This is a genomic window from Janthinobacterium sp. BJB426, from assembly GCF_002735705.1.
Classification (GTDB): domain Bacteria; phylum Pseudomonadota; class Gammaproteobacteria; order Burkholderiales; family Burkholderiaceae_D; genus Janthinobacterium.
On the sequence record NZ_PDZL01000022.1, the window covers coordinates 16,856 to 28,927 of the forward strand.

Below are 12,072 nucleotides of genomic sequence, written 5' to 3' on the forward strand. Positions count from 1 at the left end.
TGTGCCGTGCGATGATGTGTGCTGCCGAGCCTGGTCGTCGCCAGTTTGGGTGTGAATTGGTGTATCTGCAGCTTATGGCGAGTATTCAGGAATCGTATAATTGCCGCAAGCGCACGACTACGCAGTAACGCTCAGTATTACTACGCAGACTGATCGCCACGCCGCGACGTAAAATCACGCATTCCCACCAGCATCGACGCCGCCGGAGCGCCAGGACATGAAACTCAGACAGAAAGTCATCTTCCTGGCCCTCACGCCGCTGATCCTCGCCCTGTGCGCGATCGCGTTTGCCGTGCGGCACCAAGCCATCACCCTGGCCGAGCAGCAGCGCGCCACCATCCAGCAAGCGTACTTGGCCAGCAAGGAGGCCGAACTCAAGCATTACGTGACCCTGGCCAGCCATTCCATCGCTTCCCTGTACCAGTCGGGGCGCAAGGATGACGCCACGCAAGAGGAGGCCAAGCGCATCCTGTCCGCCCTCAGCTATGGCGACGATGGCTATTTCTTCATCTATGATTTGCAGGGCAAGTCGCTGATGCATCCGCGCCAGCCCGAGCTGGTGGGACAGAATCTGTGGCAATTGCGCGACGCCGAAGGCAATCTCACCATCCAGCGCCTGATGCAGCGGGCGCAGAGCGGCGGCGGCTTCGAGCGCTATAACTGGATCAAGCCGTCGACCAACAAGTCCGCACCCAAGCTCGGCTATGTGATCCTGATGCCGGAGTGGGGCTGGATGATGGGTACCGGCATCTACATGGATGACGTGGACCAGGCGCTGGCCAAGGTCGACGCCCAGCAATCGCGCAATATCCGCTCGACCATGGAACTGATCGCCGCCATCGCCATCCTCGGTTCCCTGCTGGTGGCCGCCTGCGGCCTCGTGCTGAACCTGCGCGAATTGCGCGTGGCCGACGCCAAGCTGAAAGTGCTGGCGCAACGCGTGGTCGAGTCGCAGGAAGAGGAGCGTGCGCGGCTGTCGCGCGACTTGCATGACGGCATTAGCCAGTGGCTGGTGTCGATCAAACTGCAGATCGAGGCGGGCATCGCGCGTCTGGCCGGCAATGCCGAGCAGAAAGACAAGGCGCCCGCCACCTTCGAACGGGCCGCCGAGCAGCTGAACAAGGTGCTGGGCGAAGTGCGGCGCATTTCGCACAACCTGCGCCCGGCCATTCTGGATGACCTGGGCCTGGCCGCCGCGCTCGACCACCTGGTGCATGAATTTAACGACAGCAGCAGCGCGCAAGCCAGTTTCACGGCCAGCCCGGCGGCGGCGGGCGAGGGCTTGCCCGACATGGTGAATACCGTGCTGTTCCGCATCGCCCAGGAAGCGCTGACCAATTGCGAGCGCCATGCCCACGCCCGCGGCGTGGAAGTGAGCCTGCACGAGGCAGGCAAGGCCGTCGAGTTGCGCATCCAGGATAATGGCGGCGGCTTCGATTTCGACGGCATCGCCCTGCATCCGCAGCGCGGCATCGGCCTGCGCAACATGACGGAACGGATGGAAGCCATCGGCGGCAGCCTGCACATCACTTCGTCTGCGGCCGGCACCCTGGTGCTGGCGCGGCTCGCCCTTCCACCGACACACTGATGAATAGATACCGAGAAGATACTGAGACATGAGCGAGAAGATCAACATCCTGCTGGTGGACGACCACCCCCTCGTGCGCGACGGCTTGCGCGCGCGCCTGGAAGCGGTGGCGCATTTTGACGTGGTGGCCGAGGCGGGCGGCGCCGATGAGGCGCTGTCACAGGCGCGCCTCCACCAGGTCGACCTCGTGTTGATGGATATCAATATGCGCGGCATCAACGGCATCGAAGCGACGGCGCTGTTCAAGCAGGCGTTTCCGCAGATTGCCGTGCTGATCCTGTCCATGCATGACAAGCTCGAATATGTGTCGCAAGCCATCGCCGCCGGCGCGCGCGGCTATGTGCTCAAAGATGCCCCTGGGAAAGATATCGTCTTCGCCATCGAGACGGTGATGTCCGGCGGCATTTATTACAGCGCGGCGCTGGCGCGGCAGCTATCGCGCCCGCAAGTCCACGATTCCTTCCTCACCACGCGCGAGCAGCAGGTGCTGCAGCACATCGCCGGGGGCCAGTCGAACAAGCAGATCGCCCGCGCGCTGGACCTGAGCGTGCGCACGGTGGAGACGCACCGGCTGAACATCAAGCGCAAGCTCGGCATCGAAGGGCAGGCTGAATTGATCAAATATGCGGTCGAGCACGCGCATGGCGGCAGCGCCTGAGCAGGCGCGCGCCGTGCCGGGTTTTTGTCACACCCGCATGACAGGCGGGTCTCGCGGGGGAATGTTCTTTTTGAATATTTATTGCCAAAATTAAACTGTTTCATGGGTGAGATTCGGATAGAATGATTCTCGCTGTCGAAATGGCATCCCTGACGGGCCAGGGTTGCCAATGCTGGTCAGTTTATTTACTATGGCGCCCTACCCACACTGAGATACCGATGTCAGCGTCTGAATCAAACCTGTTTCCGTTGGTGGGATTGCAAGCAGTGGCCAATGCTCATAACGAGTGGGTCGCTGTCACCTTGCATGTACCGCAGGCCTCGACGGCGCCGCTGCTGGCGGCGCTGGCCGCCGCCGATGCGTATGCCTTCCTGGCGCCGCTCGACTGCATCATTCCCCTGGCCGACCCGCATGACGTGGACGAGGCCGTGCTGGCGCAACTGGCGCCGCAACGCACCATCTTCCGTTTGCCGGCCCATCTAGCCGGCGATAAACATATCCAGAAAAAGTGCCAGCAATGGCGCGATGCCGGCTATCGCCTCATCCTCGATGGGGCCGAAGCCGGTCCCGTGACGGCGGCGCAAGTCGACGCGCGCGCGCTGAGCTTTGACGCGTCCGGCCCACGCCCGGCCCTGCACCAGTTGCTGCCCCTGGCGGGGCCGCACCTGGCCTACAACATCGCCGACGCGGGGCAGTTTGTTGCCTTGCAAGAACTTGGCATCAGCTGGTTTGCCGGCGACTACGCCCTGCACCATGCGCGCCAGCAAAGCGAGCCGGAAGACGCCACGTCGCGGCGCCGCCTGCTGGCGCTGCTGGGCTTGCTGGCCCGCGATGCCGACGCGCACGAGCTGGAAGTGCCGCTCAAGCAAGATCCATCGCTCAGCTATCATTTATTGAAACTGGTCAATTCAGCCGCCTTTGGTTTCACGGCGCCGATTACCAGTTTCAGCCAGGCCATCACTTTGCTGGGCCGGCGCCAGCTGCAGCGCTGGCTGCAGCTGCTGCTGTATGCGCGGCAACAGGACGACGGCAAGCTCCACGCGCTGCTGCCGCTGGCGGCCGTGCGCGCGGCGCAGATGGAAGCGCTGTGCCAGCTGCGCGGCGGCGACCGCGACGCGCAAGACCTGGCCTTCATGGCGGGTGTGTTCTCGCTGCTCGACGTCCTGCTGGGCATGCCGATGGAAGAGATCATCGCCACCCTGAACCTGGCGCCGGAAGTGAGCGTCGCCTTGCTCGAACGCAATGGCGAGCTGGGCACCTTGCTGGCGCTGGTCGAAAGCGCCACGCCGCCGCCCGAGGGCTTGCGCCGCGCCGGCATCGATGGAGAAACCTATTGGCGCAGCCTGCTGCAGGCCTACCAATGGGCGATCCAGGTCAGCCGGAACCTCTAGCATGACCCTGTTTCCGGTGTCGGATTTCCTTGGTGACAGTGCCGCCCTGTGCGACGCCGTCGTGCGTTTGCGCGGCCCCGCGCTGGTCGCTGAGCTGGGCCGTATCGCCAGCACCGTGATGGCCAGCCCGCACGGCCAGTTCCTGCCCGCGGCCAGCGCCGATGGCGGCGCTCCGCCCGCGCCTTTCCCCCGCGATACGCCTGCCTTGCTGCAGGAAATCAGTTTCGATGGCCATTGCTTCGGCCATTACAGCGTGGCGGGACGCAGTCTGTACAGCGACGCCGACCGCCGCCACCTGGCCAGCCTGGCATCGCTGACTGCCGGCGTCTTGCAAGTGCATTCGCTGGCGCAACGTTCCACGCATGCCTACGCGCAAGTGGAAGCCTTGCTGGCGCAGCAGACGCAAATCCTCGACCAGTTGCACGAATCCGTGCTGACGATGGACTTGACGGGCTACATCACCAGCTGGAACAAGGGCGCCGAGCGCCTGTTCGGCTACACCTCGGTGGAAGCCGTGGGGCGCAACATCCTGTTCCTGTACGACGATGAAGACACGGGTTTCCACGACGCCTTCCTGGAGCAGGGAGGGCGCCTGATGGAGGTGCGCCGCCGAAAGAAGTCAGGCGAGATATTCTGGGCCAGCCTGTCCCTGTCGCCGCTGCAAGACCTGGACGACAAGCCCATCGGACTCATCGCCTACCTGACGGACATCACCGAGCGCAAGCTGGCCGAAGAGCGCTTGCACCACCTGGCCTATTACGACCCGCTGACCAGCCTGCCCAACCGCACCCTGCTGGCCAAGCTGGTCGACCAGGCCCTCTCCGTGGCGCAGCGCAGCAAGATGCTCGGCTGCGTGCTGTTCATCGACCTGAACCGCTTTAAACTGATCAACGACACCCTGGGCCGGCGCATCGGCGACGAACTGCTGCGGCAAGTGTCGCTGCGTTTCCGCCATGCCTTGCGCGACCAAGACCTGGTGGCGCGCCTGGGCGGCGACGAGTTCGCCGTCGGCCTGTTCGATATCGGCCAGCACTTCGAGGCCAGCATGGTGGCGCAAAAGCTGCTCGCTTCCCTGGTGGAACCGTTTTTGATCGAAGGCCACGACTTGCGCGTGGGCGCCAGCATCGGCATCAGCGTGTATCCGCAAGACGGGCAGGATGCGGAAACCCTGCTGCGCCTGGCCGACATCGCCATGTACCGTGCCAAGCAGGACAGCGGCGGCGAAGCGGAAAGCGTGGCCTTCTACAGCCAGGACATGAACCTGGGCATGCAGGCGCGCATGCGCCTGGAAACCGGCTTGCGCCAGGCTTTGTCCGAGCAGCAACTGTTGCTGCACTACCAGCCGAAATACGCGCTGGGCAGCGGGCGCATCATCGGCGCCGAAGCGCTGGTGCGCTGGCACCACCCGCAGCACGGCATGATCCCGCCGGCCGAGTTCATCCCCCTGGCCGAATCGACGGGCCTGGTGGTGCAGGTGGGCGAATGGGTGCTGGAAGCGGCCTGCGCCCAGGCGCAGGCGTGGAAACTGGCCGGCCTGCCGCCGATCCGCCTGGCCGTGAACGTCTCCGCCCGCGAATTCACGGCAGCCTTGCCCGCCAGGGTGGCGGCGACCCTGTCCCGCTACGGCCTGGAAGCGGCCTGGCTGGAGCTGGAAATCACGGAAAGCACCCTGATGCACAACATCGAGCGCGTGATCGGCATCATGGACCGCATCACGGCGCTGGGCGTAGCCCTGTCCTTGGACGATTTCGGCACCGGCTACTCAAGCCTGTCCTATTTGAAACGCTTTCCCATCGACACGTTAAAAATCGACAGGTCCTTCACCACCGGCATCCCGACCGACGCCAGCGACTGCGCCATCGCCAGCACCATCATCAGCATCGCCCAGCAGCTGCACCATAAAGTGATCGCGGAAGGCGTGGAAACGGCCGAGCAACTGGCCTTCCTGAAGAGTTCTGGCTGCGACGAAGTGCAAGGCTATCTGTTCTCGCGCCCCTTGCCGGCAGGGGAGTTCGAGAAGGCGCTGCGGGAAAATTGGGGTCTGTAGGCTTAGCTTTGGTGTGTCAGCACAGATATTGAAGCTATAGGCGAAGAGCCGTGGGTGTTCTCCTGTCCGCTTCGCTGGGGGAAATAAGGCCACGGGAGTGCTAGCCATTGGTAAGCCACTGACCTTTATGTATAATGCTGCCATCTGGAAGCGTGGCCGAGTGGTTGAAGGCACTAGTCTTGAAAACTAGCGACGGGTTAAACTGTTCGTGAGTTCGAATCTCACCGCTTCCGCCAGAACTATGAAAATAAGCCCTTGATTATCAAGGGCTTATTTTTTTTGTGCCTTCGCCTAAAAAATCCCTGATGTAAAACTTCATTTTCAACTTAGCGCTAATTTGCGGAAATGGTTTCCGCAACTCGCCGCTAGCGGGTAGGGCGGACAGCCTGGCCAATGCGCCGATAGACCTTTTCCGTGATAACTTTTTCACTATGCCCCAGCAGAGAGCTGGCGGCGCCCAGGTCGGCAATGTCGCTGGCGGAGCGCGCCCGGATATCGCGGAACTGGAAGGCCTTGATGCGGCTGGCCAGCTCCTCGTCGCCAGCTTTTAGCGCCAGTTCCGCTGCAGCTTTCCGGGCGCCATCGAAGCGCAGGCGCAAATGCCACTTCTTGACCTGGCAACCATTCGGCAGCGCGACGATGAAGGTGGTGCGCGGCCGGTGCGGGCGCGCGTGGATGCGCTCGATGACCTTCGCCAGTTCGGACTTGATGCCCTCGTGCTCGAGCACGATGCGCAGCAGCTTGTTGCTCTTGCCCTGGCGCACCTGCAGCGCCCCGTCCTTCAAATCGCCGTCGCGCATCTTGAGCACGTCCGCAGGCCGCTGTCCGGTCAGGTAGTTCAGGTCCATGGCGTCCTGCAGCTCTTCACAGCCTGCGTTCCGTACCGCATCCCATACGGCCTTGTCGGCATAGAAGTCGCGCGGTATCTCCTTATTTTTGCGTACACCGCGGCATGGATTTTCGCGCTTCGTGTAGCCCCATTCCCTTGCCATATTGAACACATGCGACAGTAGCGCAATTTCGCGGTTGGCGCGTACCTTGGCGCTGCGCGCATCGCGGTAGCGGGCAATGTCCTGCGGCGTGATGGCATCGATGGGCGCACTGTCAAAGACCGGGCGCAGCTGGCTTAGTGAACTGGCGTTCTCTTTTTGCGTGCCTGGCGCCTTACCGGGCAGGACGTCTCGAATGTACTGCGCAAACACGTATTCCATAAGCGTGGCGTCGGTCGGAACTGGCTTGCACTCGTATTCCGCCCACAGGCGCTTGGCTTCGACCAAATCCGTGCCCAGCGGGTATTCCTTCCGGTTCCCGGCGTCGTCCCGGCCGTTGTAGTAGTAGCCAGTCCATGTTTCGCCCGATTTCAGCTTGCGCACGCGGCGCAGCATGCGCGGTGGAAGTTTGTAGCCAGTGCTCTTAGGTCGCATTGTTTTCTTTCTATTAACGTACTTTGGACAGGTCTGGCGCCCAGGCCGGCGTGCTCACCAGGCTGGCGGGATTGATGCCGCTCAAGCGCAACCTGGCGTACAGGCGCCCAATGATGGGTGCGCCGGCCCGGTTTTTGATGAAGGTCCAGCCGTTCTGCTGCAGCCATTTGATCTGATCCACCTTCCGGCAGCAGCCGGAAATGGTTTCCAGTTCTTCCGCAGTCAGGGTTTCGGACTGGATCGAATTGTCAAAAAGGTTATTCATTGGGGTGCCGCTTTCTTTATGGCCGGGCTGCATGCTTGGCATTTGTTCGTGGCCAAGGCGAACGCTTCTGCCTCCGTGTATTGAGGGACTTCGGCGCCAGGCTTGCGGTAATCGCGCAGCCGGCAGAATTCTTTGTACTGATCCATTTTTTTATGCCCCTTCTAGTCTGTGCAGCCGCAATCCGTCAGCGCATCATCGAACGGGAACAATTCACCGTGATTCATCGCCATGTCATACATCGCCTGATAGCTGGGCCTATCCTTGCGGAACCAGCCGCCAGCACCCGATCCGGCCGTTTGGGCGTTCTTTTCTTGCTGTATCCACCACAGCGCGCGGCTTGGCTTTTCGCGGATCAGGGATAGCACCTGGTTGCCGCCTTTCAGGAAGCACAGGTCGCAGTTGCCGTGCATCGTCTTGCCGCTCATATTCGGCAGGCCCAGGTCAAAATCTTGTCCCGCCCAAAACGCGCTGACATCGGCCACGGTCAGGCCGGCCGCCGCCAGCGGCGCCTCTTTCACTTCGTGCTTGCCATAATCCTGATTCGCCAGCCGCGCCACGCGCATGGGCTCGTCGGCGCGCATGCCGATAAACGTGGTCCACTCGACCAGGCCTATCGATTTCAAATAGCGCTGCATCGGGCGCACCTTGAGTTCCGCCGTGCAAAAACGCGCGACAGGGTTCGGCAGGAATTTCTTTTCGTCGTGCAGATCGGCGAACGGCTCGCCGCGGCGGCTGGCCGTTGCAAAGTCCACGACGGCAAATTCTTTGCCTCGCTCGGCATTGCGCGGCCGGTTTTCAATCCAGACGATGGGAACGCCCCAGCGCTCGCCGCAGTCGCGCACGAATTCAAGGGTTGCTTCCTCTTCTTTGCCGGTGTTGGCGAAGCACACCACGACGTCAGCCGGCAGCGTGCCGCCGTAGGCTTGAAGCGTCATCCACAGCATCATGCCGCTGGTACGGCCGCCGCTGAACGAAATGACGCCCGGGCCGTCGAACAGGAATGGACTGTTCATGCGGACACCATGCAGCGTCGCGCCAGGGCCACCAGCCAATGCGCCAGCTCGGGCGGCGTGTGCTCGCGTTCCGCCTTGCCGCATTCCGGCCGCCAGCCCGGATCGCCTTTTCGGCGCCGCTCGCCGGCGCGGTTGCGGCCGGACGGGGCGATCACATGCGAGGCGTCGCCCAGGACGATGGGCATGGCCGGTATTTGAGCCGGCGCACAGCCGACGATGTACAGCAAGGTGGCCTTTTCCGCGCGGTGGCCAAACGAGCTTTGGAAAATCGGCAGCGTCCAGCCGCCAAATTTGTCCCGCTCGCCGATCGCTGGCAAGCCGCAGTGTGGCCAGAGGGTAGAGCGCTTCGGGTGCTCGAGCACGCCGCCGAACTTGCGCACTTGGGCGACGGCCCACACCGCCAGTTCCTTTTCGTCCGGGCGCGGCTTGGCCAGATGGCGCAGCGTGCTCCAGGAGCGGCAAGGCGGATGCGCGACCACCGGCACGCCACCCGGCCAGGCGCGGGCGTCGCGCTCCGCGTCCCAGGCGTCCACCGCCGGCATGGCTTTGTAGATCGAATTGGCGCGCACGAACAGGGCCGCCACGGCCGGTAATGTGCGTTCCGCTGTCATGCTGGGCACCCGACAGGCGCGGCTGCTTTCTTGACCGCCTCGATGGCGGCCAGCGGTACGGCCCGGAACATGCCCGGCCACTGGTGGTCCAGTTCCACCCAAGCGTGCAGCTCGCCATTGCCCACGTCACGGCGCAGGTCGTTGACGGTGCCGGCCTGGTAGCCTTCATCGGTATCGAATGTCACGCGGTCGCCCAGGGCGATTTGCCGCGGCGAATTGGTCGAGGTGTTCAGCATTGCGGTGCTCCTTTCAGTTTGGCGGTAACGCCACACACGCCGAAGCGGTCGATGGCAGCGTCGATTACGTCGCCGCTGGACGCGGCATCATCAAAAAATTCAAAGCGTTCGGTTTGGGTGCGAACGATCACGGCAAAGGTTTTCATGTGGTAGCTCCTTCATGCGATGGGTTGTCGTGGACGATCAGCCGGGGATACGGGCAGGCGTTGACGGCCGCCCAGGCTGCAATCAGTGCTGTTTTTGCCTCGTCAGGCAGGTCAGGGATGGGCGCCGCCGGCGGCGTGGCCGGGGCAGGGCGGTCGGGGTGCGTACAGTTATTTACACGAGTCCGAGGAACGGCAACCCCGACAGCCACCCCGCGCCCGCCTGTGGCCTGTACCGGCGTCCACGTATGGCGCACGGACTTGAAGACCACGCCAATGAGGTCGCTGCAGCGCACGCCGTAGGGCATGTTGCGTTGCGTTTCGCCGTAGCGGCCGATGACGGTTTTTTCGTCCTTGGCCAAGGTGACGACCAGCTCCTTGCGCGGCACCAGTGCACCGCCCTGGGCGCGCAAGTATTCGGCCCAGCAGGCGCGCTTTTCGCCGTCGATCTTTTGCACGGCATCCCAGGCGCGGCGCATGGCGGCCGGCGCCTCATTGAGCATGTTTTCCTCGATGCGGCGCAGTTCGCGCCACACGGTAACGGGGGCGCCGCCCCATTGCTGGAATTGGCGGATGCCCCAGCACGCAGCCCAGGATTCGACGCGCGCCGACGGTGTCAGCTCGACATCGCCTTCGGTATCGGCCGTGACGACATAGCCTTCTTTCGTCTTGTGCTCGGCCACGCCGTCGATGTTCTTGGCCACGTACTTGGCGATATAGCCGGCGGCGCTGCCCTTGGCCCAGTCGATGCGTTTGACGTCCAGGCGGCGCGCGAAGGCGCCCGGTTCGCCACGGTCCACACGCCAGGCGTAGCGCTTCATGATGCGGATGGCGCGGCCCGCCACGTCCTGCAGGTGGGCCGTCTTGTATTTCGCGGTCGGGCGCACGAACAGCAGCAGATGCCAATGCGGACAGCCATCGTGATGCGGCTCGGCGATGCGGAAGCCATACAGGCCGATGCCACGGCGCGCCAGCGCGGAGCGGCACAGCGATGTCATCTTGCCCAGGTAAGCATTGGCCTCGCGCGGCGTGGAGCCGTCGAACTTGTCGTTCGGCTTGCCGCTGTGCTGCATGGCGTGGAAACGCGATGGGCACGTCCAAGTAATAAAAATGCCCTGGTCGCCGCACTCGCGGGCGATCTGTTCAAAGCCGTTGATGCGCAACATCAGCTCGCCGCGTCGGATGGCTTTATTCGCAGTGGTTTTCTCGGCCAGCTCGGCGATGCTGAATTGCTGGCCGTTCTCGTTTTGCACTAAGGTGGCGGCCAGTGCTGCCGCGTTGCGCCGATTTTGTGCCAGGCGCGACAGCACGGCGTCATTGCTGGCGTAAGGTTCGCCGCTGTATTTCACATAGCCCAGGTGGATATTGCCCGCTTCAAATGCGCGCTTGACGCGCTTGCGCAACTGGCGGCGCCACCAGCGGGCGTCCACCAGGCGAGCGATGGTGTCGGTCAGCGCTTCGAACTCGGGCAGCTCGATGCCATACGAAGCGCATTCGTCTTCCATGATCTGCAGGGCGTGCGTTTCAGATATGGCCATCCACAGCATTCTGGTGACGCCAGAGGCAGCGCGCTCAGCGGTGGCCACGATGTCGGCGTCGCTTTGCGACAGGTCGACGCCGGCCGGCACGTACTGCTCGGCGAACTCGCGCACAAAGCTTGTGGCGATGGATTCATAGACTCTGTACCAGGACGACCAGGCCATCTTGGCCATGGCGGCGGTGATGACGCGGTTGCGCCACTTGAACGGGATGCGGGCCAGCTCGGGTGCGAAGTACGGGGATCGCAAGAACGCCTCGTGGCGTTGGGCTGGCTTGAGAATTTCTTTAGATGGCATTCAACAGTCTTTCGTACACACGGATAGCGGCAGAGGTGGCGGCTCGTAGCTCGATGCGCTCTTCCTCGGTAAATGAATGAATGGGCGATTCCCAGCGGTCGGCGTCCAGGCCGGCGGCGATCAACACGGAACGGCGCGCGCCACGCGGCGACAATCCCCACGCCTGGGCCATGAAGGGCGCCAGATTGCGCGGCTTGATGCTGCGTAGCTGGGCCTTGGCTTCGGCGATGGCGGCCAGCGCATGCCCGGCGCCCGGTGGCGTCGGCATGTCCTTGTCGCGCGCGGCCAGAATCTCGGCGGCAGGCTGGAAGGACAGGTGATTGTCGATAAGGGACGCCGGCATGGTTCAGTCCTTGATGGCGCCGATGGCCCGCAGCACGTCAGGGGTAAGGACGATCAGGAGCGACAGCAGCCAGATGCCGCAGATTTTGGCCAGGCGCAGCATCAGCGTGCCCCACTCTTTGGGAAATACTTGGCCCAATCAGTCAGAGTTCTTGACGAGCTGATGTACGGCACGACGCCCGATTCGCTGGCAAACAAGTAGCGCAAATCGATTTCCAAGCCGCCGAGCAGAACACGTTGGTGCTCAGGAGTAAAAAAGCCCGCAACGCTCAAGGCTTGCGCATTGCTGACGATGAAGGTGAGATTGGTTGCACCATAGGCGTGATATGTCTTGGCAATTTCATGGATGTAGGCGGTCAGCCCCCCGATGTCGGCGTGGACGTGCAGCAGAAAGCAGGTCGGTGCCACAGGCTCGAAGCATTTTTGCAGGGCCTGTCGCGCGGTGTCGGTCGCAAGAGAGTTGTCGATATGACTAGTGGCGTGCAGCGTGTTTTCCATCGGTTTTCCTTATTTCAGGTT

General features: G+C 62.8%; 13 protein-coding genes and 1 tRNA gene. 5 read left to right on the forward strand and 9 right to left on the reverse strand.

The window, feature by feature from the left end; translation table 11 throughout:
- Positions 1 to 217 precede the first annotated feature (217 nt).
- From CSQ93_RS24615 to CSQ93_RS24635, 5 genes are all read left to right on the forward strand, one after another.
- Complete coding sequence (locus CSQ93_RS24615; RefSeq protein WP_099380307.1) at positions 218 to 1,588, forward strand: cache domain-containing protein; 1,371 nt, start codon at positions 218 to 220, stop codon at positions 1,586 to 1,588.
- Positions 1,589 to 1,616: 28 nt separating this feature from the next.
- Positions 1,617 to 2,246, forward strand: coding sequence for a response regulator transcription factor (locus CSQ93_RS24620; RefSeq protein ID WP_099380308.1), 630 nt, complete (start codon positions 1,617 to 1,619; stop codon positions 2,244 to 2,246).
- A gap of 266 nt (positions 2,247 to 2,512) precedes the next feature.
- On the forward strand, positions 2,513 to 3,637 hold the full coding sequence (locus CSQ93_RS24625; RefSeq protein WP_324847603.1) for an EAL and HDOD domain-containing protein: 1,125 nt from the start codon (positions 2,513 to 2,515) through the stop codon (positions 3,635 to 3,637).
- A gap of 1 nt (position 3,638) precedes the next feature.
- Positions 3,639 to 5,684: a putative bifunctional diguanylate cyclase/phosphodiesterase gene (locus CSQ93_RS24630; protein ID WP_099380310.1), complete on the forward strand. Its 2,046-nt coding sequence runs from the start codon at positions 3,639 to 3,641 to the stop codon at positions 5,682 to 5,684.
- A 146-nt stretch (positions 5,685 to 5,830) separates the two neighbouring features.
- A tRNA-Ser gene (locus CSQ93_RS24635) sits at positions 5,831 to 5,920 on the forward strand.
- Positions 5,921 to 6,049: 129 nt separating this feature from the next.
- On the opposite strand, the gene CSQ93_RS24640 is transcribed toward CSQ93_RS24635, so the two are convergent.
- From CSQ93_RS24640 to CSQ93_RS24675, 9 genes are all read right to left on the reverse strand, one after another.
- A complete protein-coding gene (locus CSQ93_RS24640; protein ID WP_199534503.1) occupies positions 6,050 to 7,069 on the reverse strand; it encodes a tyrosine-type recombinase/integrase in 1,020 nt (339 codons plus the stop codon).
- A gap of 52 nt (positions 7,070 to 7,121) precedes the next feature.
- Positions 7,122 to 7,373, reverse strand: a complete 252-nt coding sequence (locus CSQ93_RS24645; RefSeq protein ID WP_046682344.1) for a DUF4224 domain-containing protein — start codon at positions 7,371 to 7,373, stop codon at positions 7,122 to 7,124.
- Between the two features lie 161 nt (positions 7,374 to 7,534).
- Positions 7,535 to 8,386, reverse strand: coding sequence for a phosphoadenosine phosphosulfate reductase domain-containing protein (locus CSQ93_RS24650; protein WP_099380313.1), 852 nt, complete (start codon positions 8,384 to 8,386; stop codon positions 7,535 to 7,537).
- Positions 8,383 to 8,997, reverse strand: coding sequence for a hypothetical protein (locus tag CSQ93_RS24655; RefSeq protein ID WP_199534504.1), 615 nt, complete (start codon positions 8,995 to 8,997; stop codon positions 8,383 to 8,385). The genes CSQ93_RS24650 and CSQ93_RS24655 overlap by 4 nt, the downstream gene beginning before the upstream one ends.
- Positions 8,994 to 9,233: a hypothetical protein gene (locus tag CSQ93_RS24660; protein ID WP_099380314.1), complete on the reverse strand. Its 240-nt coding sequence runs from the start codon at positions 9,231 to 9,233 to the stop codon at positions 8,994 to 8,996. The genes CSQ93_RS24655 and CSQ93_RS24660 overlap by 4 nt, the downstream gene beginning before the upstream one ends.
- Positions 9,227 to 9,379 (reverse strand): hypothetical protein, encoded by a 153-nt coding sequence (locus CSQ93_RS29270; RefSeq protein WP_199534505.1) that lies wholly within the window; start codon positions 9,377 to 9,379, stop codon positions 9,227 to 9,229. Before CSQ93_RS29270 ends, CSQ93_RS24660 begins: the two co-directional genes overlap by 7 nt.
- The gene (locus CSQ93_RS24665) at positions 9,376 to 11,211 is read right to left on the reverse strand and encodes a replication endonuclease (RefSeq protein WP_099380315.1); all 1,836 of its coding nucleotides are present in this window, start codon (positions 11,209 to 11,211) and stop codon (positions 9,376 to 9,378) included. Before CSQ93_RS24665 ends, CSQ93_RS29270 begins: the two co-directional genes overlap by 4 nt.
- Positions 11,201 to 11,554 carry a hypothetical protein gene (locus CSQ93_RS29560; protein WP_035820917.1) on the reverse strand — a complete coding sequence of 118 codons (354 nt, stop codon included), beginning with the start codon at positions 11,552 to 11,554 and terminating at the stop codon, positions 11,201 to 11,203. The genes CSQ93_RS24665 and CSQ93_RS29560 overlap by 11 nt, the downstream gene beginning before the upstream one ends.
- Positions 11,555 to 11,655: 101 nt before the next feature.
- Positions 11,656 to 12,051, reverse strand: coding sequence for a hypothetical protein (locus CSQ93_RS24675; protein WP_099380316.1), 396 nt, complete (start codon positions 12,049 to 12,051; stop codon positions 11,656 to 11,658).
- Positions 12,052 to 12,072 lie beyond the last annotated feature (21 nt).